The 24981-nt window shown below is 70.9% G+C and carries 30 protein-coding genes, 1 pseudogene and 1 riboswitch; of the genes and pseudogenes, 14 read left to right on the top strand and 17 right to left on the bottom strand.

Features of this window, described 5'->3' with window-relative positions:
- From QWJ39_RS10240 to QWJ39_RS10225, 4 genes are read left to right on the top strand one after another with little or no spacing between them, the layout of a single operon-like run.
- Positions 1 to 780, top strand: a complete 780-nt coding sequence (locus tag QWJ39_RS10240) for a phosphatase PAP2 family protein (protein ID WP_290257689.1) — start codon at positions 1 to 3, stop codon at positions 778 to 780.
- A 12-nt stretch (positions 781 to 792) separates the two neighbouring features.
- On the top strand, positions 793 to 1575 hold the full coding sequence (locus tag QWJ39_RS10235; RefSeq protein ID WP_290257688.1) for a VTT domain-containing protein: 783 nt from the start codon (positions 793 to 795) through the stop codon (positions 1573 to 1575).
- 4 nt (positions 1576 to 1579) lie between these two features.
- Entirely contained in the window at positions 1580 to 2242 is a 663-nt protein-coding gene (locus QWJ39_RS10230) for a response regulator transcription factor (protein ID WP_290257687.1), read from the top strand.
- Between the two features lie 36 nt (positions 2243 to 2278).
- Positions 2279 to 3277 carry a HAMP domain-containing sensor histidine kinase gene (locus QWJ39_RS10225; RefSeq protein WP_290257686.1) on the top strand — a complete coding sequence of 333 codons (999 nt, stop codon included), beginning with the start codon at positions 2279 to 2281 and terminating at the stop codon, positions 3275 to 3277.
- A gap of 57 nt (positions 3278 to 3334) precedes the next feature.
- On the opposite strand, the gene QWJ39_RS10220 is transcribed toward QWJ39_RS10225, so the two are convergent.
- Positions 3335 to 3721 (bottom strand): hypothetical protein, encoded by a 387-nt coding sequence (locus QWJ39_RS10220; RefSeq protein WP_290257685.1) that lies wholly within the window; start codon positions 3719 to 3721, stop codon positions 3335 to 3337.
- Positions 3722 to 3912: 191 nt separating this feature from the next.
- Between QWJ39_RS10220 and QWJ39_RS10215 the strand changes: the two genes are divergently transcribed.
- Positions 3913 to 5004: a cation:proton antiporter gene (locus QWJ39_RS10215; RefSeq protein WP_290257684.1), complete on the top strand. Its 1092-nt coding sequence runs from the start codon at positions 3913 to 3915 to the stop codon at positions 5002 to 5004.
- Positions 5005 to 5017: 13 nt separating this feature from the next.
- Here the strand turns inward: QWJ39_RS10215 and QWJ39_RS10210 are convergent, their stop codons facing one another.
- Together QWJ39_RS10210 and QWJ39_RS10205 are read right to left on the bottom strand one after the other, a co-directional pair.
- The gene (locus QWJ39_RS10210; protein WP_290257683.1) at positions 5018 to 6739 is read right to left on the bottom strand and encodes a DUF5671 domain-containing protein; all 1722 of its coding nucleotides are present in this window, start codon (positions 6737 to 6739) and stop codon (positions 5018 to 5020) included.
- Positions 6736 to 7191, bottom strand: a complete 456-nt coding sequence (locus tag QWJ39_RS10205) for a hypothetical protein (protein WP_290257682.1) — start codon at positions 7189 to 7191, stop codon at positions 6736 to 6738. Before QWJ39_RS10205 ends, QWJ39_RS10210 begins: the two co-directional genes overlap by 4 nt.
- On the opposite strand from QWJ39_RS10205, the pseudogene QWJ39_RS10200 reads away from it, so the two are divergent.
- From QWJ39_RS10200 to QWJ39_RS10190, 3 genes and pseudogenes are all read left to right on the top strand, one after another.
- Positions 7142 to 8872 (top strand): annotated as a pseudogene (locus tag QWJ39_RS10200) (DUF5129 domain-containing protein). The gene QWJ39_RS10205 and the pseudogene QWJ39_RS10200 overlap by 50 nt on opposite strands.
- A gap of 84 nt (positions 8873 to 8956) precedes the next feature.
- Positions 8957 to 9334: a cupin domain-containing protein gene (locus tag QWJ39_RS10195; protein ID WP_290257681.1), complete on the top strand. Its 378-nt coding sequence runs from the start codon at positions 8957 to 8959 to the stop codon at positions 9332 to 9334.
- 9 nt (positions 9335 to 9343) lie between these two features.
- Positions 9344 to 9970 (top strand): dihydrofolate reductase family protein, encoded by a 627-nt coding sequence (locus QWJ39_RS10190; protein ID WP_290257680.1) that lies wholly within the window; start codon positions 9344 to 9346, stop codon positions 9968 to 9970.
- A gap of 54 nt (positions 9971 to 10024) precedes the next feature.
- Here QWJ39_RS10190 and QWJ39_RS10185 read toward each other — a convergent pair whose 3' ends face one another.
- Positions 10025 to 10786 carry an NlpC/P60 family protein gene (locus QWJ39_RS10185; RefSeq protein ID WP_290257679.1) on the bottom strand — a complete coding sequence of 254 codons (762 nt, stop codon included), beginning with the start codon at positions 10784 to 10786 and terminating at the stop codon, positions 10025 to 10027.
- Positions 10787 to 10788: 2 nt separating this feature from the next.
- Positions 10789 to 10983, bottom strand: a riboswitch (cyclic di-AMP (ydaO/yuaA leader).
- 133 nt (positions 10984 to 11116) lie between these two features.
- On the opposite strand from QWJ39_RS10185, the gene QWJ39_RS10180 reads away from it, so the two are divergent.
- Complete coding sequence (locus QWJ39_RS10180; RefSeq protein WP_290257678.1) at positions 11117 to 11368, top strand: hypothetical protein; 252 nt, start codon at positions 11117 to 11119, stop codon at positions 11366 to 11368.
- A 28-nt stretch (positions 11369 to 11396) separates the two neighbouring features.
- Here the strand turns inward: QWJ39_RS10180 and QWJ39_RS10175 are convergent, their stop codons facing one another.
- The 5 genes from QWJ39_RS10175 to arsB are packed head-to-tail and all read right to left on the bottom strand — an operon-like array spanning position 11397 to position 15552.
- Positions 11397 to 12047, bottom strand: coding sequence for a DNA alkylation repair protein (locus tag QWJ39_RS10175; RefSeq protein WP_290257677.1), 651 nt, complete (start codon positions 12045 to 12047; stop codon positions 11397 to 11399).
- 40 nt (positions 12048 to 12087) lie between these two features.
- Positions 12088 to 12603 (bottom strand): GNAT family N-acetyltransferase, encoded by a 516-nt coding sequence (locus QWJ39_RS10170; RefSeq protein WP_290257676.1) that lies wholly within the window; start codon positions 12601 to 12603, stop codon positions 12088 to 12090.
- Positions 12600 to 14012 (bottom strand): FAD-dependent oxidoreductase, encoded by a 1413-nt coding sequence (locus QWJ39_RS10165; protein ID WP_290257675.1) that lies wholly within the window; start codon positions 14010 to 14012, stop codon positions 12600 to 12602. Before QWJ39_RS10165 ends, QWJ39_RS10170 begins: the two co-directional genes overlap by 4 nt.
- 2 nt (positions 14013 to 14014) lie before the next feature.
- Complete coding sequence (locus QWJ39_RS10160; RefSeq protein WP_290257674.1) at positions 14015 to 14431, bottom strand: arsenate reductase ArsC; 417 nt, start codon at positions 14429 to 14431, stop codon at positions 14015 to 14017.
- A 23-nt stretch (positions 14432 to 14454) separates the two neighbouring features.
- Positions 14455 to 15552 carry an ACR3 family arsenite efflux transporter gene (gene arsB, locus QWJ39_RS10155; RefSeq protein ID WP_290257673.1) on the bottom strand — a complete coding sequence of 366 codons (1098 nt, stop codon included), beginning with the start codon at positions 15550 to 15552 and terminating at the stop codon, positions 14455 to 14457.
- Positions 15553 to 15657: 105 nt separating this feature from the next.
- Between arsB and QWJ39_RS10150 the strand changes: the two genes are divergently transcribed.
- The 3 genes from QWJ39_RS10150 to QWJ39_RS10140 all read left to right on the top strand — a co-directional run bounded on the left by QWJ39_RS10150 (position 15658) and on the right by QWJ39_RS10140 (position 18596).
- Positions 15658 to 16008, top strand: coding sequence for a metalloregulator ArsR/SmtB family transcription factor (locus tag QWJ39_RS10150; RefSeq protein ID WP_290257672.1), 351 nt, complete (start codon positions 15658 to 15660; stop codon positions 16006 to 16008).
- A 240-nt stretch (positions 16009 to 16248) separates the two neighbouring features.
- On the top strand, positions 16249 to 17511 hold the full coding sequence (locus tag QWJ39_RS10145) for an MFS transporter (RefSeq protein WP_290257671.1): 1263 nt from the start codon (positions 16249 to 16251) through the stop codon (positions 17509 to 17511).
- 50 nt (positions 17512 to 17561) lie between these two features.
- Positions 17562 to 18596 (top strand): Gfo/Idh/MocA family oxidoreductase, encoded by a 1035-nt coding sequence (locus tag QWJ39_RS10140; protein ID WP_290257670.1) that lies wholly within the window; start codon positions 17562 to 17564, stop codon positions 18594 to 18596.
- A gap of 65 nt (positions 18597 to 18661) precedes the next feature.
- Here QWJ39_RS10140 and QWJ39_RS10135 read toward each other — a convergent pair whose 3' ends face one another.
- From QWJ39_RS10135 to QWJ39_RS10110, 6 genes are all read right to left on the bottom strand, one after another.
- Entirely contained in the window at positions 18662 to 19555 is an 894-nt protein-coding gene (locus tag QWJ39_RS10135) for an anti-sigma factor (protein WP_290257669.1), read from the bottom strand.
- Entirely contained in the window at positions 19542 to 20111 is a 570-nt protein-coding gene (locus tag QWJ39_RS10130) for a sigma-70 family RNA polymerase sigma factor (RefSeq protein WP_290257668.1), read from the bottom strand. Before QWJ39_RS10130 ends, QWJ39_RS10135 begins: the two co-directional genes overlap by 14 nt.
- Before the next feature lie 128 nt (positions 20112 to 20239).
- Entirely contained in the window at positions 20240 to 20941 is a 702-nt protein-coding gene (locus tag QWJ39_RS10125; protein WP_290257667.1) for a DUF4397 domain-containing protein, read from the bottom strand.
- A 185-nt stretch (positions 20942 to 21126) separates the two neighbouring features.
- The gene (locus QWJ39_RS10120) at positions 21127 to 21348 is read right to left on the bottom strand and encodes a hypothetical protein (RefSeq protein ID WP_290257666.1); all 222 of its coding nucleotides are present in this window, start codon (positions 21346 to 21348) and stop codon (positions 21127 to 21129) included.
- Positions 21349 to 21401: 53 nt separating this feature from the next.
- A complete protein-coding gene (mscL, locus tag QWJ39_RS10115; RefSeq protein ID WP_290257665.1) occupies positions 21402 to 21809 on the bottom strand; it encodes a large conductance mechanosensitive channel protein MscL in 408 nt (135 codons plus the stop codon).
- 81 nt (positions 21810 to 21890) lie between these two features.
- Positions 21891 to 22310, bottom strand: coding sequence for a hypothetical protein (locus tag QWJ39_RS10110; RefSeq protein WP_290257664.1), 420 nt, complete (start codon positions 22308 to 22310; stop codon positions 21891 to 21893).
- 237 nt (positions 22311 to 22547) lie between these two features.
- Between QWJ39_RS10110 and QWJ39_RS10105 the strand changes: the two genes are divergently transcribed.
- The gene (locus tag QWJ39_RS10105) at positions 22548 to 22982 is read left to right on the top strand and encodes a universal stress protein (protein ID WP_290257663.1); all 435 of its coding nucleotides are present in this window, start codon (positions 22548 to 22550) and stop codon (positions 22980 to 22982) included.
- A gap of 9 nt (positions 22983 to 22991) precedes the next feature.
- The gene (locus tag QWJ39_RS10100) at positions 22992 to 23408 is read left to right on the top strand and encodes a VOC family protein (RefSeq protein WP_290257662.1); all 417 of its coding nucleotides are present in this window, start codon (positions 22992 to 22994) and stop codon (positions 23406 to 23408) included.
- Between the two features lie 33 nt (positions 23409 to 23441).
- Here the strand turns inward: QWJ39_RS10100 and QWJ39_RS10095 are convergent, their stop codons facing one another.
- Both QWJ39_RS10095 and QWJ39_RS10090 read right to left on the bottom strand, forming a co-directional pair.
- Positions 23442 to 24296 carry a 3-hydroxyacyl-CoA dehydrogenase gene (locus tag QWJ39_RS10095; RefSeq protein ID WP_290257661.1) on the bottom strand — a complete coding sequence of 285 codons (855 nt, stop codon included), beginning with the start codon at positions 24294 to 24296 and terminating at the stop codon, positions 23442 to 23444.
- 23 nt (positions 24297 to 24319) lie between these two features.
- Positions 24320 to 24949, bottom strand: a complete 630-nt coding sequence (locus QWJ39_RS10090; RefSeq protein ID WP_290257660.1) for a TetR/AcrR family transcriptional regulator — start codon at positions 24947 to 24949, stop codon at positions 24320 to 24322.
- Positions 24950 to 24981: the final 32 nt, after the last annotated feature.

Below are 24981 nucleotides of genomic sequence, written 5' to 3'. Positions count from 1 at the left end.
ATGACAGGACCCGCCCCACTCGATCGATCAGCCGAGCGCCACGGTTCTTCCGGCACAGGTTTGGCCGGCACCGGTCCATCCGGCACGGCCGCCGGCCGGTTCTGGCCGCTGCCCCGGCAACGCCACTGGCTGCTGCTGGCGGTACTGCTCTCCGCCGTCGTGATCGCCCTCGGTGTCGCGGTGAAGCTGCTGCCCGGCGACACCGCGGCCGAGCTGGGCATCGACCAGAACCTCAGCCAGCACCACATCGCCGTGCTGACCGCCGTCGCCATGGCCATCAACCTGGTCTTCGGCCCCGTGGTGGGACTTGCCGTCGTCGCCGTCATCGCGCTGGTGATCTGGCTGGTCCGGGGCGACCTGGTCAAGGCGGTGGCCTTCGGGCTGACGGCCTGCTCCGGCTGGGTGGCCAGCGAGGCGTTCAAGCTCCTGATCGCCCGGCAGCGCCCGGACCAGGGCCTGCTGGTGGACCCGCTCTCCCCCGAGACCGGCTCCAACAGCTTCCCCAGCGGGCACGTGTCCTTTGCCGTCGCGCTGGCGTTCGCCCTGTTCTTCCTGGTCCGCGGCACCCGCTGGGCCCGGCCGGTCGCCGTCCTCGGCGCCGTGGTGGCCGTGATCGTGGCCTGGTCCCGGCTCTACGTCGGCGTGCATTACCCCACCGACGTCACCGCCTCGTTCCTGGCCGCCAGCGCCGCCGTCCTGGTGGTCACCGGCCTCTGGAACCGGTTCGGCCCGGCCCTGGCGGAACGGATCCCCGCCGCCCTCCGCTCTCCCCGACGCTAAAGGACCCCGCCCGTGCACAGCATCGTCCACGCCACCACCCTGGCCTCCGGCCTCGTCGCCGGCGCCCCCTCCCTGCTGGACCCCGCATCCCTGCTGTCCGGGTTGGGACCGGCGGCCCTCGGCGTCATCGCCGTCATGGTGTTCATTGAGTCGGGAGTGCTGTTCCCGTTCCTGCCGGGCGATTCGCTGCTGTTCACCGCCGGGCTGCTGCACCGGGAGCTGCAGTTGGGCCTGCCGGTGCTGATCGGGGTGATCACGGCCGCCGCGATAGCCGGCGACCAGGTGGGCTACTTCCTCGGCCGGACCTTCGGGCGCCGCTGGTTCAAGGACGACGCCCGGATCCTCAAGACCGCCCGCCTCACCGCCACCGAGGTCTTCTTCCGCCGGCACGGGGGCGCCGCCGTCGTCCTGGCCCGCTTCGTCCCCATGGTCCGCACCTTTGCGCCGCTGACCGCCGGGATCGGCCGCTACGGCTACCGCTCCTTCACCCTCTGGAACATCGTCGGGGCCCTCGGCTGGGCCACCTCGGTGACGCTGCTGGGCACCTGGCTGGGCCACTACGCGATCATCGCGAACAACATTGACATCATCGCCATCGCCATGGTCCTGGTCTCGGTGCTGCCCTGGCTGGTCCAGCTGCTCCGGCGGCGCCGCGGCGGCTCCCGTGGTTCCTCGGGCACAGACTCTTCCGGTGCGCCCGCGGACGACGGTGCGACGAGTGATGGCGCGGACGACGGCGGATCCCGGGATCGCGCGTCCGGGGACGGGGTGCGCACCGCGGCGGTGGAAGACTAGCCCCATGCCGCTGCCCGCCCTGCTGCTGGTCGAGGACGATCCCGTCCTCGGCCCGCTGATCGCCGAACTCCTGGAGCCCGATTACCGGGTGGTCCTTGCCGCCAGCGGGCAGGAGGGCCTGCACCGCGGGCTGACCGGGTCCTGGGACGTGATGGTGATTGACCGCGGCCTCCCGGGCCTGGACGGCATCGGCCTGATCGGTGCGCTGCGCGCCAAGGGCATCGCGACGCCGATCCTGATCCTGACGGCGCTCGGGGACCCGGACGAGAAGGTCCGTGGCCTGGACGCCGGCGCCAACGACTACGTCACCAAACCCTTCGACGCCCGCGAACTCGCCGCCCGGCTCCGGGCCCTCACCCGCACGTTCGCGCCGCCGCCGGCCACCGTCGCCATCGGCGGCTGGGAGCTGGATCCCGGGGCGCGCCTGGTCCGCTCCCTCTACGGCCAGACCGTCACCCTCACCGCCAAGGAGGCCGAACTGCTGGCCGCCCTCGCCACCGAACCCGGCCGCGTGTTCACCCGGGACGAGCTGTTGTCCCGGTACTTTTCCCCGACGGACCAGCCGGGTGTGATCGACACCTATGTCCACCACCTCCGCCGGAAGATCTCCAAGTCAGTGGTCCGCACCGTCCACGGGCTCGGCTACCAGATCGGCGACCCCGAATGAGCAGGTTGATGAGCAGGTTTCCACGGGCGGGTGTCCATGAGTAAGGCAACGGCGGCCGGGCCGAGCCCGGACGAGATCACGCTGCGCCGGGCGGCGCTGAAGGTGGCCGTACGGATCAGCGCCGTCAGTGCCGTGCTGGTGCTGGCGCTCCTGGCGGTGGCCACCGCGTATCTGGTGCACAAGCTGTCCCAGCCCACCCAACTGCCGGCCACGGGCGCCGGAACAACGTACGCCTATGTGGACTCGCGCGACATCCTCGAGGCCATGATCATCGCCGGTGTGGCAGGAATCGCCCTGGCCGGACTGGCGGGGTGGCTCAGCGCCCGCAGCGCCATCCGTCCCCTCGGCGAGGCCCTGGCGCTGCAGCGCCGCTTCGTCCAGGACGCCAGCCACGAACTGCGCACCCCGCTGGCGATCCTGGATACCCGCGTCCAGCTGGCCCAGCGTGACGCGGAGGGAGATCCGACGGCGCTGCGCAACCTGGCCAGGATCCGCGCGGACACGGCCACACTGACCGGGATCGTGAACGAGCTGTTGCTGGCTGCGACGGCGGCGGCACCGGACCCCGGCGCTCCCCCGGTGGAGCTGGCCGGCGTCGCCGAGTCCGTCGCGGAGAGCCTGCGGCAGGTGGCCGACGGCAAGGGCATCATGCTCGGCTTCGAGGCCAATGGCCGCCCCCGGGCGCGGATCGAGGCCAACGCCCTGCGGCGGGCGGTGCTGGCCCTGGCGGACAACGCGCTGGCGCACACCCCGTCCGGCGGCCGGGTCCTGATTAGAACCGCGGAGGAGGACGGGTCCGCCGTCATCACCGTCTCCGACACCGGGCCGGGCATCACCGGGGTGGACCAGGACCGTATCTTTGACCGGTTCGTCCACGCCGCCCGGCCCGCCGGGTCCGACGGCGGACGCGGCTTCGGGATCGGGCTGTCGCTGGTGCGCGAGATCGCGATGGCCGCCGGCGGCACGGTTTCGGTGGCGGGAACCGGTCCGGAGGGCACAATGCTGCGGATCGAGTTGCCGGCCGCGACGGACTAGGCAGCCACAGCAGGGCTCAAGGGGCCTGACCGGCCCGCCTAACGTGGATGCAGCCGCTTACGGCGCGGCGCTGGTCTCCACACGCTTCGCCGGGCTGGTCCCCGCGCGCTTCTCCGCACAGTCGCAGGCCGGGGCGCCGGCGGGTTCCACGTTGGTCCGGGCCAGGAGGGCCTCTACCACTTCGGCCACCAGGTCTTCCTTGTCGCGGCGCTTGGCGTCCTCCATCTGCGCCACTTCCACCCGGGCAGCCTGCCACGCGGACCAGTGTCCTGATACCAGTGCCCAGAGCGAGAGGGCCGAGACGTAGACCACCGAGTCCAGCCAGCCCATCATCAGCGAGATCGGGATCATCAGGATCCAGATGATCGCCAGCCAGCCGTTCACGCGCCGCATGAAGACAGGGTCGCCCTGGACCATTGCCCAGAGACTCTTGATGGGGCCCACGCATCCTCCTTGGTGATCACACGGCGGAGCGGACCGCCTCCGGGACCTTATCCACGCAGGCTGGGAAATTGCTGGCAATTTCCCAGCCTGGAAGGCGGAGCGGGAAACGGGACCCGAAAGGCCCGGCGGGACTACTCTCAGTCCATGCTGAGATATCCCGGCGGGGCCGGACCCGGGGAGGACCGGGCCGCGTGAGCTTCCTGACCCTGGCGCTGATCGCCGTCGTCGCACTGGCCGGTCCGTTGCTGGCCCTGCCGGTCCGCTGGCATCTGCCGGTGGTGCTGGACCCCACGTTCAGCCTGCTCGCCAATATCGGGTTCGCCCTGATGATGTTCGTCGCTGGTACCCACGTCCCGGTCCGGGACCCGGTGATCCGGCCGGCCCTGGGGCGCGGGGCGGGACGGGCGGTGCTGGCCGCCGCGGCCGCAGCGGCAGCAGGCACCGGCCTGGGGCTGCTCTTCGGCACCGGACACGCCCCGCTCTACGTGGTGCTGCTGGCGTCCTCCTCCGCCGCCCTGGTGCTGCCGATCGTGGACTCGCTGCGCCTGAGCGGGCCGCACGTCGTTGCCATGATGGCGCAGGTGGCCATCGCCGACATCGCCTGCATCGTCGCGTTGCCGCTGGCACTGGACCCGCCGAACGCGGCCCGCGGCGCGTTGGGGGCTCTCGCCGTGGCCGCGGCCGCCGTCGTCCTCTTCTTCGGCCTGCGCGCCTTGGAGCGCAGGGGCACCCGCCAGCGCGTACACCGGCTCTCCGAGCAGCGGAAGTTCGCCCTGGAACTACGGATCCAGCTGGCGCTGCTCTTCGCCCTGGCCGGCATCGCGAACCTGGGCCGGGTGTCGGTGATGCTGGCGGGCTTCTCCTTCGGGCTGGTGGTCGCGGCCGTCGGGGAACCACGGCGCTTGGCCCGCCAGCTGTTCGCCGTCAGCGACGGGTTCCTGGGGCCGGTGTTCTTCGTCTGGCTGGGTGCCACCCTGAACCTGCGCGACCTGGCCGGCCGGCCGGAGATGGTGGCTCTCGGACTGGCGTTGGGGCTGGGGACCGTCGCGCTGCACGCCGGTCTCAGGGCGGTGGGCCTGCCGCTGCCGCTGGGAGTCATGTCCGCGGCGCAGCTGGGCATCCCGGTGGCGGCGGCCAGCATCGGCGCCCAGCTGAATGTCCTGCTTCCGGGCGAAGACGCGGCCCTGCTGCTGGGCGCGTTGGTCACGATCGGGGCAAGTGCGGTGGCCGGGTCCCGGGCCGCGGGGACGTTTGGCCAGCCGCCCGGGGACGATACCCGGTAGGCGTCCGACGCCGTCAGTCGCGGAGGGCGATGACCTGGGCGGAGTCCGGGGTGTCGGCGATGACCAGCACCCGCGGCGCGCTGATCCCGGCGAGCGCGCCGGCGAGCGTCGGCGGGGCGGCAACGTCGGCGACGGCGGGCAGCACCGCACCGGTCGGGGCAGCATCAGGGGCGACACCGGACGGGATGACGCCGGCCCGGCGCCACACGGTGACCGGCGCCCCGGTCTGTTCCTCGAGAATCCGGCGGAGCGGTTCGGGGTCCGCGGCGGTGACCAGGATGATTCTCCCGATGCGGGGACGGGCCGCTGGTGCCTCGGAGTCCTTGAGGGTCCTGGCCTGCCGCCAGACGGAGAAGTGGTAGCCGGAGGCCAGCCCCGCTGCCACCAGCCAGCCCAGCGGGGCGCGGATCCTGTCCACCACGCTGCCGCCGGTGATGTCCGCGAGCGCCAGTTCGAAGAGCCGGTAGCCAATGACCAGCAGGGCCACCAGCGCCACCGCCGCACTGAGCCCGAAGACGGTCACCAGGTAGACCCGCCGGCCGGGCGTGACGCCCTGTGTTCCGTGTTGCTCCCGGGGCCGCCAGGTGCGCCACCAGACCAGGCCGCCCACGGCGAGCGAACTGATCCCGCCCAGCAGCAGGGTCAGGGCACTCCCGCCGCCGGGTCCCTCGCCCGGTGGCGTCTCCGCCAACGGGGACACCGCCAGGGAGAGCGCGGCGTTGAGCACCACGCCGATCCCTGATGCGGCGGCCGCCAGCGCCACCCCCGACGTGATCAGGGTCCCGGCCTGCCTGACCCGAAGCGAACGGCCGCGTGCCGCCGCCCGGTGGTACCGCCAGACAAGGGCGCCGACGGCGGCGGCGGCGAGCGCTGCGCCGAGGGGAGACAGCAAGCCGGTCAGCGTCTCGGTGCGGTCGAACGCGAGCCGCAGCAGCACGAACAGCACCGTCCCGGCACCCCCGAGCGCCAGCAATCCGGCGGCGAGGACGCCCGCCAGCAGCAGGGCCACGTCGGCGAAGCCGCCCCTGAGCCTGTGGGCCCCGCCGCGGAACCAGTGCCACCACCACACCAGCGCGCCCCCGGCGGCCCACACCGTGTTCCCCAGGACGGCCCGCCACCATGGGTCCGCGGCGCCGGTCAGTTCCATAGAGCCGCGCAGGGCGACGTCGAACAGCCCGGAGAGGGCCGCCACCGCCGCGCCCGCCCCGATCGCCAGCCCCGCCGTCGTTCCGATGACCCCCGGTACCTGCGCGAGTGCCAGGGGCCCCTTGGCCGGGTGCCGCCACATCCACCGGTGCCACACCCACACCAGGAACCAGGTGACCCCCACCGCGAGGGGCGGGCGCCACTGCGGCTGGGGCTCCGTGACCAGCGACGACGCCGCGGCCAGGAGGGAGGTGGTGGAGATCAGCAGCGACAGCGTATAGAGGGCGCTGACATAGAGACCCCACGACGGCGCCGCACGTTCGGCCTCCGCACCCAGGCGGCGCCACACCAGCCACCAAAGCAGCGCCGCCAGCGGCCCACCCACGAGTGCGAACGCCAGGGACAGCGCCAGCCCGGCGACCCCTTCACCGGCCAGGACCTGCCCGGCGGTCAGTGCGCGTTCCAGCAGGCCGCCGGCCCCGTTGGCGGCGATCACCACCAGGGCCGCCAGCAGCACGTACACCACCAGCCGGCGGACCTTGGCCTGGGCGGTACTTCCGGCGGGAACCCGGACCGGCGTTGTGGTCATTTGACCGGTGTCCCGCCGGTGCAGGCCTGCAGACTGTAGGGAAGGTCGTCGATGGACCAGCCCGTGCCGGAGCGCACCAGCACGAATACCCCGTCCTCGGTGAATTCGGAGGGACCGAAGGGGCCTTCCCCGGCGGGGTGGACGATGGAGACCCGCACGGTGGCGGTGGGCCCCCGCTCGGTGGAGCCCACCAGCACCACCCGGGCCGCCTGAACCGTCCCGAAGTAGCCCGTGCACCGGGACTTGGCGTTCTCGGTCAAGTAGCCCTGCGCCGCCGTCAGGTCGCCCTCCACCACGGCCTTGCTGTATTGCTGGACCACGCCGGAGGGAGTGCCCGGGTCCAGCGGACGCGGCTGTCCGCGCAGCAGCACGGCCACCAGGGCCGCGACGATCAGCAGCACGATGGCCGCGGCGATGCCCACGAGGACCCGGTCCGGCTTCGGCTGGCTCATGCCGACAGTATGCGAGGACAACCCGCACCGGTCATGGTGTCTTTGGACCCTTTCGGCCCGGCCGGTCCGCTGCGAGTCTGGGACAACACGCCTTCTGCAGATGGTGGGACCGATGGGGACCTTTACCGCCAGGTTTGCCGCGTTCCTGGCACTCGCCGCGGCCCTCGCCCTGACGCTCATCCTGGGACCCGCCGCGACCGGAGCGACGGCCGCGGCATCGGCTGCGGCGATCGTCACGGGCACCACCACCGCCGCCGTCCCCGCAGGAGTAGTCCGCACGGGAGAAGTCCGCACATACCTAGTCCACACCGGCACCACGCCCACCGACGTCGTCGTCGTAGACCGGGCGGGCGTCCTGGACCTCGCCACGCTCCTGCCGGCGGTCCGGCGGATCGAGTTCTACCAGCCCACCAAGGTCGCGGTCTACACGTACAACGGCACGGCCTCGGACAACCTGAATGAGGAGGTGTTGCGCTACGCCCGGGCGGAGCACCCGGACTGGATCAGTCCCGACGGTCAGAAGTGGGCGGACGGGCTGTTCATTTTCGCGCTGGACCCGGTGGGCCGCCACGTCGGCACCTAAATGGGTGAGGACCGGAAGGTCTCCCCCGGGGCACGGACGGACATCCAGGACGCGTCCAAGGACCTGCTCCGCGACGCGCAGTGGACGGACGGGACCATCGCCGGCATCCGCCGCGGCGCGGAACTGATCAACCAGCCCTGGTACCGCAGCGCCGCGTTCCTCATTTCCCTGTGGATCGGCGCGGGACTCGCCGCCGCCGGGGCCGCCGCCTGGCTCCTGGTCCGCTGGCGCACCCGGGTGGGGTGCCGCCGGGAGACCGCAAAGGGAGATGCCGCCTACGCCCGGGTGAGCATGGACCTGCCGGTCACCGAACTCAATGCCGGCACCATCCCCGCCGCCTCCCGCTACGGCGGCACGGTGCTGGAAAAGCACCGCAGTTTCCTCGGCCGGTACGATGCAGCGACGGCGCTCTCCAACCGGGTCCACGCCCTCACCCGACGGCAGCAAGGGAAACGCTCGTCCCTGGCGCTGGCCCGGCAGTTCGCGGACGCGGCCGCGGAACTGGACGCCCTGGATGACGTCATCTCCGACGCGAACGCGCTGCTGAACCGGAGCCCGCTCTGGCCCACCGCATGGGACCGCCAGCTCGCTCCCTTTCGGCGGGACCTGGCCGGCATCGAGGACCTCCTCCGCAAGAGCCACGGCGCGGGCGACTCGGCGACCGCCGCCGCGCTGCGGTCCTTCCGCGACCGCAACCAGGGCGACATGGAGGGCTGGACCGCGGATCTCGCGGGCGGCACCCTCGGCCCGGAGGATGCGCTGGACCGGCTCCGGGACGCCCGCACGGAACTGACCGAACTGCTGAACCGGCACGCGGAGACCGTGATCGAGGGTTTCGCCCGCACCGAACGGGAGGCGCGGCTGATGCGCCGGGAGATGGAAGAGGCCCGGTCCGGCACGGGCGGCAGGAAGCGGCCCGGCTACGAGCCCAGCATCCTTGGCACGGTCTACCCGTCCACCTATTTCTTCTCCGTTCCCGCGTTCTCCTCCGGCTTCACCACCGGGGTGACCAGCATCAATTCGGCCCGGGGCGGCACCACGGGGTACGGCGTCGGCGGGGGCAGCTTTTCCGGCTCCGGAAGCTCCTCCGGCTTCTAGGAAAACCGTATCGACAACCCCTGCGCAAGCGAGGATCGTAGGCCTTGTCCGTAGTTACCATTCCCTAAGGAAAGAGGCAGAGCGATGCCTGCTGTCGCTGTTTCCCAGTTGCAGGTGAAGTCCCATGACATGCCGGACGAAAAACGCCGCCCGGACAAGACCGAGGTGGATATTGTCACCCTCGACGACTACACAATCGGCCGTTTCACGTTCCAGCCGGGCTGGCGCTGGTCCGACTGCATCAAACCGGTGGTCCACACCGAAATGTGCCAGCTAAGCCACGTCGGCTTCTGTGTTTCCGGCAGACTCACCGTCGAGACCACCGACGGCAACCGGGCGGAAATCGCCGGCGGCCACTCCTACACCATCCCGCCGGGGCACGACGCGTGGGTCGAGGGCGGGGATCCGTTCGTGGGGATCGAATTCGTCAGCGCCGCGGGCTACGCGAAGCCCGGCGGATAGGGCGGATCCTTGCGGAAGATCATCCTGTCCTTCCAGGTCTCCCTCGACGGCTTCATGGAGGGCCCGCACGCGGACCTCAGCTGGCACCGGGTTGATGCCAAACTGCACGAGCACTTCAACGACCAGTTGCGCACCATGGGCGCTTTCCTCGACGGCCGGATCACCTACGAGCTGATGGCCGGGTTCTGGCCCACGGCGGACCAGGACCCGGACTGCCCGCCCGCCGTCGCGGACTTCGCCGCCATCTGGCGGGAGATGCCCAAGTACGTCTACTCCCGCACCCTGCCGAAGGCCGGCTGGAACACCACGGTGGTGCGCGACGTCGACGCCGGGCAGGTGCGGGCGCTCAAGGCCGCCCCCGGCGGCGACCTGGCCCTGGGCGGGGCGGAGCTGGCCGATTCCTTCCGCCGGCTCGGGCTGATCGACGAGTACTGGATCTACGTCCACCCCGTGCTGGTGGGCCGGGGAACGCCGCTGTTCAAGGCCGCCGCCGCGCCAACCGACCTGACGCTACTGGAGACCCGGACGTTCGGCAATGGCGTGGTCCTCCTGCGGTACGCGGCGAATCCCGACGCGACGGACCAGAGCGCAGACGACAAAACCTCAGACAACGAAACCGGCGCCCGGCAGCCGTGAGGGGCTGCCGGGCGCCGGCCCGGTACTACTGAACGTTGCTGCTGAACGCGCGGGCTAGGCCCCGGCGCGGACGAAGGTCACGCCGCCGGTGGCGGTCAGCCAGGACAGCGGGTGGACGATCGTCTGGTTGGAGCCGTTCATGCCGCCGCTGATCGCCTGGCCGTTGCCGGCGTAGATGGCGACGTGGCCGGACTGGACGATCATGTCGCCCGGCTGCGGGTCGGAGACGACCTTGCCGTAGTTGAGGAACTGCTGCGGGCCGAGGTCGCCCACCGGGATGCCTGCGGCGCCGAGCGCCTTCTCCACCATGGCGGTGCAATCCTGCGTGATGCCGATCTGGCTGTACGCGGCGGAAAGCATGGCGGCGTTGACGCCACCGGCGGGGGCGGCGGCCGGAGCCGGAGCCGGGGCGGCGGCCTGGACGGTCACCTTCGCCACCGGGGCGGCCGGGGCCTGGGCCACGGGGGCCTTGGCAACGGCGGGCGCGGCGGCAGGTGCCGGAGCCGGGGCCTCGACGACGGGCGCAGGGGTGGTGGCCACGGCCGGGCGGTCGAAGCTGATCTGCACGGCGGAGTCGGCGGTCACCGGGGCGGTAACCTTGCCGGCGACGTCGGCGTGCGAGACGGGTGCGGATTCCCGTTCGGCGGGGACGTTGCCGGCGGCGTTGGCCGCCATTCCGCTGGTCAGGACCAGGCCGGAGGCGGCGAGGACGACGGCGGCCTGCCGGCCCACTGTGCCGGTCGCCGCGGCGAAGGCGGCACCCCGACCGGTGGTTGCGGTGGTGCCGGGGCGCGCGTCAGTAGAGCGTGAAGTCATGATGTACCTCTCCCAAAGCCTGCGAGGTGAGCTGTCGGATTCGGATGGGAGACACCCGGCCGCGGGTCCGTCTGGGCGGACACTGCGCGGCTTCACCCCAAGACCCGCCCGTGGGCAGGTCGCGATTGGTTTCCCCGTCTCTGCCAGCTGGTTGCGAGGATGCCCTGGACCGCGGCAGAGTTAGGCAATCGGTCCGGGGGTGCCCGTCTCGGAAACCAACGGGCACCCTTCCACGGTAACGGCCATCCTCCCGAATGTCACATTAAGGTAACGGCAGAGGCGTCCCGGCGGGGCTACGATGATCCCACCATGTCCCGAGCGGAGGATCCGATGAATCCCCATTGTGTCGCGATCTGCCAGCTGAGTGATCAGCCGCAGGAAGACTTCGACGTGAACACCGAGCTGCTGGTTCTCGAGGGGAAGGAGATCCACGTCGCCACTTGGGATGCCGAGCCGCGCGACGGCGGCTTCGACCTGCACGTGCTGAACGACAGGGTGGACGCGCTGGGCTTCATGGTGGTGACGGACTGGGAGTTCCTGGACGGCAAGGCCTACGCCGTCGTCGAGCGCCGCCCCGCCTGAGTCCCGCCGCTTCGCGCACCAGATATAACTAGGCTTCTCCGCCCGCTTCCCGTTCGACGCGCTCGACGGCGGCCCTCACGATCTCCGCCGCCCTGCCGTCCCGGCCGCCGTCCGCCGTGCCGTCCGCAGTGCCGTTGGCCAGGGCCAGAACCGCCCGGCGCCGGAACCGCGCCCAGTCCCCGGCGCCCTTTCGGAGTTCCCGCAGCGGAGCCAGCAGGGCCGCGCGGCGAAGCCAGGGGTCGGGATCGCCCAGCCACCGGTCCAGGACGGCCTCGGCGCGGGCCCGGGCCTGCCCGCCCAGCCCGGCGATGAGCGGCCCCACCACGTCCACCGCCAGCGGGTCCGCGAGGTCGGGCAGGTGCGCGCCGCGGAGGAAGCCCTCGATCCGGGTCAGGTCCGAGTTGTCCAGGTGCCGCAGGGCCGACTGTAGGAGCACGACGGCGGCCAGGCGGCGCTCGAACACGGGCACGGCCCACAGTTCCGAACTGAGCGCGGTGAGACCGTCCCGGTCCAGTTGCCGGTGCCGGCGGAGCGCGTCGCGGACGGTGCCCCGGACGGCGCCAACGGAGGCGCCGTAGACCGAGAGCCCGGGCCCGAAGCGGTCCTGCCCGGCCTCGGCGCGCTGCCAGGAACTCTCACGCTGCAGTGTCGCGTCTATGAAGTCACCGGCCTCGCTCACCGTCCCATTCTTCCGCACCGGCCGTGGGCCCCGTGTCCGGCTAGTGGTCCGGGCTGCGGTACTCCATCAGGACGGTGTCCCGCCACTGCCCGGCGAGCGGCCCATAGGACATCAGGCCAATCCGGCGCCGGGTTCCCACCACGGTGAAGCCCAGGCGTTCGTGCAGGGCCAGGGAGGCGGTGTTCTCCGGGAAGATGGTCGACTGGATGGTCCAGATGCCGGCCTCCCGGCAGCGGCCGATGAGCTCCGCGAGGAGCCGGGCACCGTGGCCGCGGCCCCGCGCGGCGGCGGCGAGGTAGAGCGAGTGTTCCACCACGCCGCGGTAGACGGGGCGTGAGGACACCGGCGAGACGGCTGCCCAGCCGAGCACGGCGCCGTCGTCCTCCAGCACCAGGCGGACGTCCGGACGGCGTCCGGCGTCGAAGCTCTCCCAGGACGGCGGCTCCGCCTCAAAGGTCGCGTGGCCGGTGGCGATGCCTTCGGCCCAGACCGCCCGGACGGCGGGCCAATCCGCGGCAGTCAGATCCCTGATCCGGAGGCCCGCCCCGGCGCTCATCCGGCGTCCGCTTCGCCGCTGCGCCCGTGCAGCAATCCCGTGGGAAAACCGAGGAGGACGGGCTCCGGTGCAGTGCAGCAGCCGCCGCCTGCCCCGGCTGGCGCCGACGTCCCGGCCGTGGCGGGCGCATCGGCTAAGGCGGGCGCATCGCAGCTGCTGCCGACGTCTGTGGAGCAAACCCCGGTCTCCGGCAGCTCCAGGTGGACGGTGTCCGCCCCCTCCCGGTCGCCGGCCAGCGCCGCGGCCACGGAACGGACCTGTTCGTAGCCGGTGGCGAGCAGGAAGGTCGGGGCGCGGCCATAGGACTTCATGCCCACGATGTAGAAGTCTTCCTCCGGGTGCGCCAGCATCCGCGCCCCGTGCGGTTCCACGGTGCCGCAGGAGTGGAACTCCGGGTCGATCAGCGGCGCGAGCTGCCGCGGCGCCTCCACGCCCGGGTCAAGGTCCAGCCGGAGTTCCCGCAGCACGTCCAGGTCCGGGCGGAAGCCGGTCGCGGGGACCACGACGTCGGCGCTGAGCGTGCGCCCGTCGGTGGCCGTGAGTGTGACCTGGGTGCCGTTCAGGGAGACGGCGGCGATGCCGAACCGCGCCTGCAGCTGCACGGTCCCGTCCTGGACGAGGCCGCGGAGCCGGCTGCCGAGCAGGCCCCTGGCAGCGAGGCCGTCGGCGTCTCCGCCGCCGTAGACTTTGGCGGCGGAGGCGCCGCGGATGGCCCAGAGGATCCGGGTGCCGGGCTCCTGGGCCGCCAGGTCGGCGAGGTGGATCAGGGTGTTGGCGGCGGAGTGCCCGGAACCGACCACGACGGCGGTGCGGCCGGCGAAGATTTCACGGTCGCGGCCCCGCACGTCCGGCAGCGCCGGGGTGATCCGGGCGGTGGCGGCCGACTCGCCGCGGGCCGGCAGGCCGGAGGTGCCGAGCGGGTTGCGGGTGGACCAGGTGCCGGAGGCGTCGATGACGGCGGCGGCCCGCACCTCGCGGGTGCCGCCCCCGGCCTCCTCGATCCGGAGCAGGAACGGCGTACCGGCGCGGTTCCGGCTATGCGTCTTGTCCAGTCCCTCACGGGTGACGGCGGTGACCCGGGAGCCGGTGTGCAGGCGCCCGGCGATGGCGGGCAGCGCGGCCAGCGGCTCCAGGTACCGGTCGATGAGATCTCCGCCGGTGGGCAGACCCGACGGCTTCGGTGCTTCCCAGCCGGCGGCGTCGAGCAACCGCACGGTCGCCGGGTCGGTGTTGTACTGCCACGGCGAGAACAGCCGAATGTGTCGCCACTGCCGGATGGCATCGGCCGGGGCCGCCCCGGCCTCGAAAATCACGGGTTCGAGGCCCCGCTCGAGCAGGTGCGCCGCGGCGGCGAGTCCTACCGGACCGGCGCCGATGATGGCGACGGGAAGGGATCCGGTGACGGCCATGGTCAGTCCTCCTTCAGGGATGCGATGAGTTCCTCGATACGGGCCTTGATCTCGTCGCGGATAGGCCGGACCGACTCCACGCCCTTGCCGGCCGGGTCGGCGAGTTCCCAGTCCTCGTAGCGCTTGCCGGGGAAGATCGGGCAGGTGTCGCCGCAGCCCATGGTGATGACGACGTCGGATTCCTTGACGGCCTCGGTGGTGAGGACCTTGGGGATCTCGGCCGACATGTCGATGCCGAGTTCGGCCATGGCCTCGACGGCGGAGGGGTTGACCTTGTCCGCGGGCGCTGATCCGGCGGAACGGACCTCGATCTCGCCCTTGCCCAGGGTGGTGAGGAAGGCGGCGGCCATCTGGGAGCGTCCGGCGTTGTGGACGCAGACGAACAGGACGGAGGGCTTCTTGGCCGTTTCGGTGCTCATGCGATTCTCCTGAGTGTGCGGGGTTAGGCGGGAAGGGTGCGGGGGGTGAAGTAACGCCGGCGGGCCCAGAGGGCGGCGTAGACAAGTGCCACCAGGACGGGAACTTCGATCAGCGGCCCGACGACGCCGGCGAGCGCTTGCCCGGAGGTGACGCCGAAGGTCCCGATTGCCACGGCGATGGCGAGTTCGAAGTTGTTGCCGGCGGCCGTGAACGCGAGCGTGGTGGTCTTGCCGTAACCGAGACCGAGGCCCTTGCCGATGGCCATCCCGGCGCCGAAGACCACCAGGAAGTAGACCAGGAGCGGCAGGGCAATCCGGAGAACGTCCAGCGGCCGGGAGGTAATGGTGCCGCCCTGAAGGGCGAACAGCAGGGTGATGGTGAAGAGCAGGCCGTACAACGCCCAGGGGCCCAGCTTCGGCAGGAACGCCCCCTCGTACCAGTCGCGGCCCTTGGCTTTTTCGCCGATGGTGCGGGTGAGGAATCCGGCCAGCAGCGGGATTCCGAGGAACACCAGCACCGAGCCGGTGATGGCCCAGAAGGAGAAGCCGGCGCTGGTGGTCGGCAGCCCCAGCCAGGACGGCAGGAGCTGGAGGTAGAACCAGCCCAGGGTGCCGAAGGCGATGACCTGGAAAACGGAGTTGATGGCCACCAGCACGGCCGCCGCCTCCCGGTCGCCGCAGGCGAGGTCGTTCCAGATCATCACCATGGCGATGCAGCGGGCCAGACCCACAATGATCAGCCCGGTGCGGTATTCGGGAAGGTCCGGAATGAAGATCCAGGCCAGGGCGAACATGAACGCCGGCGCCAGGATCCAGTTGAGCGCCAGGGACGTGACCATGAGCTTCCGGTCGCCGATGACGCGGTGCGCCCGGTCGTAGCGGACCTTCGCCAGCACCGGGTACATCATCACCAGCAGGCCGACGGCGATCGGCAGCGAGACTTCGCCGATCTTCACGGCGTCGAGCGCGGCGTTCAGGCCAGGGATGGCGCTTCCCAGCACCAGGCCCAGAACCATCGCGACGATGATCCATACCGGCAGGAACCTGTCCAGGGTGGAAAGCCTGCCGACGACGGCGGCCTCACCTTCACGGGTGGGCGACGGGTCAGTCTGGGTGCTCACGGGGCTCCTGGCGGGTAAAGGGATTCGCGATAGAGATCGAAACTTGTCGATATGAAGTATCGGCGGCTATATCGACGAATGTCAATCTGTGGGCATAATGAGGGCATGACGTCGCTGGACATTCTTGATCAGGCCTCCACCGGGAGCTGCTGCACACCCTCTGCGACCCCGGCCCTGGCGCCGGAGGAGGCCCGGCGCAGGGCGTCCGTCTTCAAGGCGCTCGCCGATCCGAACCGGCTGCGGCTGCTCTCGATCGTCAAGGCCTCCGGCGGGGGCGAAGCCTGTGTCTGCGACCTGACAGAACCCCTCGGCCTGAGCCAGCCCACCGTTTCCCACCACCTGAAAATCCTGGTCGACGCAGGCCTCCTGCACCGTGAGAAGCGGGGCACCTGGGCCTACTATTCTCTTGTCCCGGGGGCGATCGCCGGAACCGCCGGGCTCGTCGAATCCCTCTAGGGACCCACCGCCGGGAAACCGGGCTCCGCAAGCGCCGGGTAACCTTATGAATAATACCCCAAGGGGTATTATTGGAGGGCGGGTATCCATTCGGAGTCCCGGCACCACAACTTTTGAGGAGAACACCATGTGCAGTCCCGTTCGATGCAACACCTGCGGAAAGATCACCTGGGCCGGCTGCGGCGAGCACGTTGACTCCGTGATGGCCAACGTTCCCGCTGAACAGCGCTGCACCTGCAAGTGACCCCCCGGCCGGCACGGGAGCACCCTCCGCGGCAGGCGTCGCAGCGCAAGGTGCTCTCCGTGCTGGTGGGCGGCCAGGTCCTCGGCGGAGTCGGCATGGGCGCCACCCTGTCCCTGGGATCGCTGCTCGCGGCCCAGCTGTCCGGGTCCCCGGCCTGGGCCGGCACCGCGGCGACTATGAGCACCCTCGGTGCCGCTGTGGCCGCCATTCCGCTCTCGCGCCTGGCCCTGGCGCGCGGCCGCCGGGTGTCCCTCTCTACCGGCGCCCTGATCGCCTGCCTGGGCGCCGCAACGGCTATCAGCTCCGCGGCGCTCGGCATCTTCCCGTTGCTGTTGCTGGGCCTGATGCTGCTGGGCTCGGGCTCGGCCGTCAACCTTCAGGCCCGGTTCGCGGCCACCGACCTCGCCACCACGGGCACCCGCGCCCGCGACCTGTCCGTCGTCGTCTGGTCCACCACCGTCGGCGCAGTCCTCGGTCCCAACCTCTTCGGCCCCGGCGAGGCCGTGGGTGCCGCCCTCGGCTTGCCGCCCATGACCGGAGCCTTCGCCTTCTCCGTCGCCGGCCAGCTGGCCGCCGCGGCGGTCTACCTCACCGGGCTCCGGCCCGACCCGCTGCTGCAGTCCCTCCGCGCCGGCGCCCGCACCGAGGCTCCGGAGCCGCCGCAGACCGGCCGGCAGATTCTGCGGCGGAACAACCGGGCGCGGTACGCCGTCGCCGTCGTCGCCCTCAGCCATGCCACTATGGTGGCGCTGATGTCCATGACGCCCATCCACCTGCGCGAGCACGGCGCCAGCCTGACCATTGTGGGCTTCACCATCAGCCTGCACATCGCCGGCATGTATGCGCTCTCCCCCGTCTTTGGCTGGTTCGCGGACCGCGTCGGCCGCCTGCCCGTGGTCCTGGCGGGACAGGCGACGCTGCTGGCCTCGCTGCTGATCGCCGGCCTCTACTCCGACTCGCAGGCCGGCGTCACGGTCAGCCTGATCCTGCTGGGCCTGGGCTGGTCCGCCTCCGTGGTGGCCGGCTCCGCGATGGTGGCCGAGTCCGTGGCAGGCCAAGACCGGCCCGCCCTGCAGGGGATCTCGGACCTGAGCATGAACGCCGCCGGCGCCCTGGGCGGCGCGCTGGCCGGACCCGTGCTGACCGCGGCGGGCTACTCCGGCCTGGGCTTCCTGGCGATGGTGCTGGTAGCGATCGTGCTGGCCTGGACCGGACTGAGAGCCCGCGCGGACCGCACCGCTACCCCGGCGGTGCGGTAGCGTCGTTCCCAGGTCAGCCGCACCCCGCGGCCGCACGCAAGGGAGCCCCGATGCCAGACGCCACCACCCCTCCGCAGCGCTCCGGCTCCGCCGGCAGCGCCCGGCCCGTCCGCTGGGGCATCCTCGGGACCGGCCTCATCGCCGGCCTGCAGACCTCGGACCTGGTCGAACACGGCTTCAGCGTCCAGGCGGTCGGCTCCCGCGCTGCGGACACGGCCCGCGAGTTCGCGCACCGCTTCGGCCTGGCCACGGCGCACTCCAGCTACGAGGCGCTGGCCACCGACCCCGAGGTCGACGTCGTCTACGTTTCCTCGCCGCACCCGTTCCACTATGAACATGCGATGCTGGCCCTCGATGCCGGCAAGCACGTGCTGGTGGAGAAGCCGTTCGCCATGACCGCCCGGCAGGCCCGGCACGTCACCGAGGCGGCGGCATCGAAGGGGCTGGTGGCGCTGGAGGCGATGTGGACCCGCTACCTGCCACACATGGTCCGGATCCGGGAGCTGATCGGCTCCGGCGCGCTCGGAGAGGTCCGGACCCTGCTGGCGGACCACACCCAGAACCTGCCCAAGGACCCGGCCCACCGGCTCAACGACCCCGCCCTCGGCGGCGGCGCCCTGCTGGACCTGGGGATCTACCCGGTGTCCTTTGCCTTCGACGTGCTGGGTGTGCCGGAGCGGATCCATGCCTCGGCCAGCATGACAGCCACCGGGGTGGACCGGCAGACCGCCATGATCTTTGACTACGCCCGGGGTCAGCAGGCCGTCCTGCACTGCGCCCTGGACACCGCGGGCCCCAACCGCGCCGCGGTCCTGGGCACCGGCGGCCGGATCGAGATCGACCCGGTCTGGTACACCCCCACCGGCTTTAGCCGCTACGACGACGCCGGCACGCTGGTGGAGCGCTTCGAGGAACCGGTCACGGGGCGCGGCATGCAGTACCAGGCGTGGGAGATGGAGCGCCTGATCGCCGCCGGCGCCACCGGAAACGAGATCCTCCCCCCGGAGGAAACCGTGGGCATCATGGCGGCCCTGGACACGGTGCGGGAGCGGATCGGCCTCCGGTACGCCGCCGACGACGCGTAGGACCGGCCCACCCCCGGGCAGACACCGCCTCGGGGCCGGCTGCCGGACCCACCGGAAGCCGGCGGTCAGCCCCGGAGGGACAGCTTCCCCCGGGCCAGGCTGTCCGCGGAGTGGGCCGGATCGCCGTCGTAGGGTTCGTCGGAGACATCCAGCACCGGATACGCCGTCAGGTCCAACCCGCCGGGCACCACGAAGGCCTGGCTCCCCTGCCCGAGGACGCCCAAGCTGACCATCCTGGACAGGTCCGCGGAGCCCAGCCACACCTCGCGGTAGCCCGCGAGCTGCTGCTCCGGGAGGGTGATCACAACCTGCCGCGTACCGTCGGGCAGTTGCTCTACCAGGGCACTGCCGAGCGCGGAGTGTCCGCCCAGCGGCGTCAGGACGGCCTCACCGATCACGGCCGCGGTGGGGCCGGCGCCCGGGGCCGGAGCGGTGCTGGGAGCGGGACCGGCGGCCGGCGGGGTGGACTGGCCGAGGACGCTCCAGGCCGTCCAGGCGCCGGCCGCGCCGAGCAGGATTCCGGCCGCCGCGCTGAGGAGCCAGGGGGCCCGGCGGGGCAGCTGGCCCGCCGTACCAGTCCGGGGCGGATCCTCCGGGGCCGGCGCCTCGGGCCGCCGCCGGCTGGCTGACGGCCGCAACGGCGCCGGAGCTGCCAGAGCCGGTGCGGCCAACGGGTCGATCGCCAACGGAGCGGGCGCCGGCGCGTCGGCGGCCAGCGGGTCGGCGGCGAGTGCCGGCGCCAGGCCCAGCGTCCCGTGGATCGCGGCCCAGTTGTGTCCGCCCGGCGCGGCCAGCTCCGCCCCGGCGGGGTCCACCCTCGCCGCGGCGACGGTCCGCCGGAACCCGTCCAGGAGGTCCCGGCATACCCCGCAGCTGTCCAGGTGGAGGGTTTCCTCCGCGGTGGCGTCCCGCTCGCCGAGAGCCAACAGGGCCAGGAGGTCCTCGTCACAATGCGCCATGTTCCACCTCCAGCCGGGAACGAAGCCGCGCCAGGCTGCGGCGTATGTGGCTCTTGACCGTGCCGAGCGGGAGATTCAGCCGGGACGAGATCTGGTCGTGGGTCAGGTCCTCGTAGAAGGCCAGCCGCATGATCCGGGCTTGCGGGTCTCCCAGGCGGTCCAGCTCATCCTCTAGAGTGAGCCGGTCCGCTAGCGCCTCGGGAGTGGGCCTGCCGGCGACTTCGCCCGGCACCGACACCAGCTGCCGGGCAGACTGTTCGAGGTCGCGGCGGTGGGCCCGGGCCGAGAGCGCGTCGGAGATCTTGTTCCGCGTGATCCCGATCAGCCACGCCGGTAACCGGGCGGCCTCGGGGCGGTAGCTGGTCCTGGACTTCCACGCGCGGATGAAAACCTCCTGGGTGACGTCATCGGCGGCCCCGTGTTCGCACAGTGCCCGGAGCGCGAGCGTGTGGATCAGGGGTGCCAGCAGGCGGTAGGCCTCGGCGAGGGCCCACTCCTCCCCCTGCGCGAAGGCATGGTCGATGCCGGCGTCCCATTCGCGAACGGCAGTCTCCACCGTGTGCCCCTTCGAGCGACAGTGAGACCGTGGAACGTCATTATTCCGACTCGGCGGAGGCGCGGCAACGGTCTTAAGGTCCGGGCGGGCCGCTACATGCGGCCCGCCCGGCGCCTGTCTGGCCGGTCCTAGTCGTCGTGGTTCTGGGACTTGACCACCTGGACCGCCAGGGCCAGGTTGTTGTCCGCGAGGCTGCCCCAGGCGTAGACGATGGTGTTCTCTCCGGCGGTGACTGTCACGGGTGCCGGTCCGATCAGCGCCTCGGTGCTGCCGGCGGCGGCCACGGACGCTTCAACTGTTCCGGCGTCGAGGGTGAGCTTCTTCTGGTCGGGGTTCTCCAGGCCCTCGATCACTGCGGTTCCCCCGGCGAGGACGTCGACGGCGGGTGCGGCGGCCACGTGCCGGACCGTCAGTTTGCCCTTGCCCTCCGGCGCGGGCTTCGTGTCGTTCCGGAACAGCGTGGCGGTGGGTTCGCCGTCGGCGTTCAGGTGTGCCACGGCGGTGTAGTCGCGGCCGGCCTTGAGGTCGACCTTGACCGGACCGATGACGGGGTTGTCGGCGCTGGTGGCGTCCGCTCCCGTGATGGCGATCTTGTGGTCGCCGGCGCTGACGTCCAGCGGACCGGCCAGCGTGCCGGGGGTGAAATTGTCCAGGGTGAGCTTGCCGTCCACCCAGACGTCCACGGTCAGGCCCGGGACGCCGTGGAGGACCGAGAGTTTCGCCGTGCCGGGGTCCGGGCAGTAGCCGCCCGCCTGGGCGGGGGCGGCGAACGCGAGGCTGCCGAGCAGTGCCATGGCACCGACGGCTGCGGAGAGTGATTTCTTGTACATGTGGAGCTCCTCATTGAGGCCCGTGCGGGCGGGTGATGCGCTGACACCCTTACTACCGGCCGAGGGAGCCGCCCGGATGCACCCGCACCAAACTTTTCCGCACGTGGGCCCCGAACGCAGGGCGGCCCGGCGGATGAGACCGCCGGGCCGCGCTGTGAGGATTCGAGGTACCTCTCGGAGGAGGGTCAGCCAACCTTGCCGGAGAGTGCCACCAGGACGCCCGCCGTGGCGAAGTATTTGTTGCTGCCCAGGTCCTTGAGGGTCTTGATACCCATGCCGGCCAGCAGTTCGTCGTGCTTTTCCGTCAGGCCGGCGAGGGCCGACGGCGGTGCCGCCAAAACCTCATCCAGCGTGGCATTCTCATATGCCTTGTCGAGGGCCTTGCCCAATTCGATGGAAACTGCCATGGTCATTTCCTTTCATCGGTGGGGTGGAAAAATCTCGGGTACTGCGCGCGGAGTCAGGGCCTGCGGTCGGCCTGCAGCGCGTCGCGGATTTCGGTGAGCAGGGCGATTTGCGGATCTTCGGCCGCCTCGTCCTTGACGTCGGGGTGAATGCCGAGTCGCCGGTTGCGGCGTTCGATCATCTTGTTCATGGGGACGACGATGATGAAGTAGATCGCGGCCGCCACCAGGAGGAAATTGACGATGGCGGTGAGGAGGACGCCGAATTTGATGTCGTTGCCGTTGAGGGTGACGACGGCAAAGCTATCGAAATTCGGCGAACCAACGAGCGCCGCGATAAACGGCATCAGGACGCTCTGGACGAGGGCAGTGACCACGGCGCCAAAAGCTGCGCCAATCACGACGGCGACGGCAAGGTCCACGACGTTGCCTTTGAGAATGAAATTCTTGAATCCGGTTAACATGTTTACCAAGCTACACTCCGGAAATACACCAGCAGATACCTTGGGGTAAGTTTCCGGAATTATTTTTGACGGGAACGGAAATCACCGCTTGGCGGCACGGACCCGCTTCCGGTCGAGAATCAGCGACGCCGCGATCCCCAGCATCCAGATGTCCTTGGCCAGACCGGTGCCCTGCTGGGTGGGGCGGATCCCGTCCGCCTCGGTCATCCCCGGGGTCTTCAGGTACATGGTGACGAGGGAACCGGAGAAGGCGGCCAGGCCCAGGCCCACCAGCCGGCTCGGGATGAACGGGGCCAGCAGCGCCGCGCCGAGGGACATCTCGGCGTAGCTCAGCATCTTCCCGAAGGTCACCGGGTCCATGCTGGCGACGGGGGGAAGCGCCCGCGCTGCCATGGCCTGGACTCCGGCGGCGCTCTCGGCGTCGAGGTTCCGTTTACCCCAACCCGAGTTGAGGATGAAGGCTCCGGTGGTCAGGCGCAGTGGAAGTTGGCTCAGTCTCATGGCGGTCCCCTTGGCTGTGTGGTTGTGGGTGGTGCCGGATACGCAAGAGCCTAGTGACCCCCGGGCCGCCTCCGCCAGACCCCGGTGCGGTTCGCGGGGCCGGGTGCCCCTCCCCTCACGCGCCGTGTTCTGCCAGCATGGGAGCGGCACCGGAGCCCGCGGCACAGGAACCCCGCATTCGGCGGTCTATCCAACGGGCCCATCCATCGGACCTTTCCAACGAGGAGCGGAGGAACCATGGCAGGAGACGGGAAGTTCAGGATCGTGGTGGGGGTGGACGGCTCGCCGCAGTCGCAGGCGGCGCTGGACTGGGCCGTCGAGGAGGCCGGCCTGCGTTCGGGAGAGGTGCTGGCGATCGCCGCCTGGCACTATCCCTACGTCAGCGACGCGCTAGGCCAGGCCTGGGATTACGAGGTGTTCCAGCGCGACGCCGAGACCATCCTGGAATCGGAACTGGCCCGGGCCAGGAACCGGGGCGGGGCGTTGACCGGCCGGGCGGTGCAGGGCAACCCGGCGTCGGCCCTCATCGATGCCTCCCGGGACGCCGACCTCGTGGCCGTCGGGTCCCGCGGGCACGGCGGATTCACGGGAATGCTGCTGGGCTCCGTGTCCTCGCAGACGGTCCACCACGCCCACTGCCCGGTGCTGGTGATCCGCGAACCCGGCGCCTAGGGTGATCCCATGCCCAGCCGCATCGCAGGAATAGCGCTCGACGCCGCCAACCCCGGACTCCTGGCCGCCTTCTGGTGCGCCGTGCTGGATTGGGAGGTGGTGCCCGAGGACGGTGACGGCGACGAACTGGTGAGCATCGCGGCGCGGGACCGCTCCGGGCCGTGCATGGACATCATCGCCGTCCCGGAAGCCAAGGCCGGCAAGAACCGGCTGCACCTGGACCTGCGCGCCGACGGCGTCTCCACCGCCGCGGAACTGCAGCGCCTCCTTGACCTGGGCGCCACCCGTGCCGACGTCGGCCAGGGCCCGGACGTCAGCTGGGTGGTCCTTGCCGACCCGGAGGGCAACGAATTCTGCCTGCTCTCCCGCACGGTGCAGGACGTCCTGCGGGACGACGAGCAGGCCCGGCAGCAGATGCAGGCCTAGCCGCGTCCGCAACCGGGCACCGCCGGCTACAGCTCAGTACCGGTAGAAGCCCTCGCCCGTTGCCACGCCCAGCTTGCCGTGGTCGATGTAGTTCTCCTTCAGGTAGCGCGCGAAGGCCTGCGACCCGGCGTCGGGCGCGTTCGAGGAGATGTTGTACGCCGTCGTGAGGCCGACGACGTCGAATATCTGGAAGGGCCCGATGGGGGCGCCGGTGGCGATCCGCCACGTCTTGTCGATGGTCTGCGGATCCGCGACGCCCTGCAGCAGCAGGCCCGCGGCGGCGTTTAGCAGCGGCACCAGCAGCGAGTTCAGCACGTAGCCGGCCTTCTCCTTCCGGATTTCCACCGGCTCCAGGCCGCTCTCCCGCGCAAAGGCGACGACGGCGTCGAACGACTCGGGGCTGGTCTCGGCGGTGCCCATGACCTCGGCGATGTTCTGCGCCCAGATGTTGTTGGCATAGTGCAGGGCCAGGAAGCGGTCCGGCCGGCCGGTGGACTCCTTGAGGTCGCTCGGCAGCAGGGTGGAGGAGTTCGTGGCGAAGATGGTCCGCTCCGGGGCCAGGGCCGCGAGGGAGCGGTATACCTCGCGCTTGAGCTCCAGCACCTCGGGCACGGCCTCGATCACCAGGTCCGCGTCGGCCGCGGCGTCGCCCAGGTCCGACGTGAGCCGCAGCCGGGTGAGGGCCTCTTCAGCCTTGCCGTCGGCGGCGCCGGGCACCTGGCTGCGGTATATCGCGGCGAGCCGGTCGAAGCGTACCCGTGCCGCGCCGAGGGCGTCGTCGTCGACGTCGTAGGCGGTGACGGCGAACCCGTGGAAGGCGGCCTGGTAGGCGATCTGCGAGCCGAGCACGCCGGTGCCTAGGACCGTCAGGTTGTGGATCGGGGCCATGCGGGTACTTCCTTTCCGTCCGGCTACGCGCCGGGGTTGGTGGTGCCGTAGATACTGCGGATCCAGATGGTGGACAGGACATCCAGGGCGCGGGACTCCTCCAGCGCCGGGGTTTCCCGGTTGAGTACGGCGGTGATGACCCGCTCGTTCATCAGGTTGAGGCTGACGGCCAGGTCGTGGGGATCGGCTCCGCCCGGCGCCGCGCCGCGGTCCTGTTCGGCCGCGATGACGTCGCTGGAGAAGTCCACCCAGGACTGCATGGACCGGGACCAGAGCGCGCGGACCTCCTCGTTCCGGGCGCGGGCGGCGATGGCGGCGGTGGCAACGCCGCGGTGGTCGGTGAACACGTCGACGAAGACGCCGATCGAGCGGGTCCAGGCGGCCACCGCGTCCCGGCCGAAGTCCCGCGGCAGGGCCCCCACCCGGTGCTCCACTTCGGTGATGACCCGGTCCAGGAGCGCCAGCAGCACCGCGTCCTTGGAGGGGAAGTAGAAGTAGAAGGTGGGCCGGGAGATGCCGGCACCGCGGGCCAGGTCCTCGATCGTGACGTCGTCGAAGGACCGCTCGGCGAGCAGCGCCTCGGCGGTGATGAGGATTGCGTCCTGGCGTTCGTCGCCCGAAATCCGGGCGCTTCGCCTGCCTCGTTCAGCCATGCGCCCATCGTAGCGCCTCTTCTCAACAGACT

Origin of the sequence: Arthrobacter sp. YD4, from assembly GCF_030410515.1 — a bacterium.
Lineage (GTDB): Bacteria > Actinomycetota > Actinomycetes > Actinomycetales > Micrococcaceae > Arthrobacter.
Note: the sequence above shows the minus strand (reverse complement) of the source record. Positions and strands in the feature narration are given on the sequence as shown.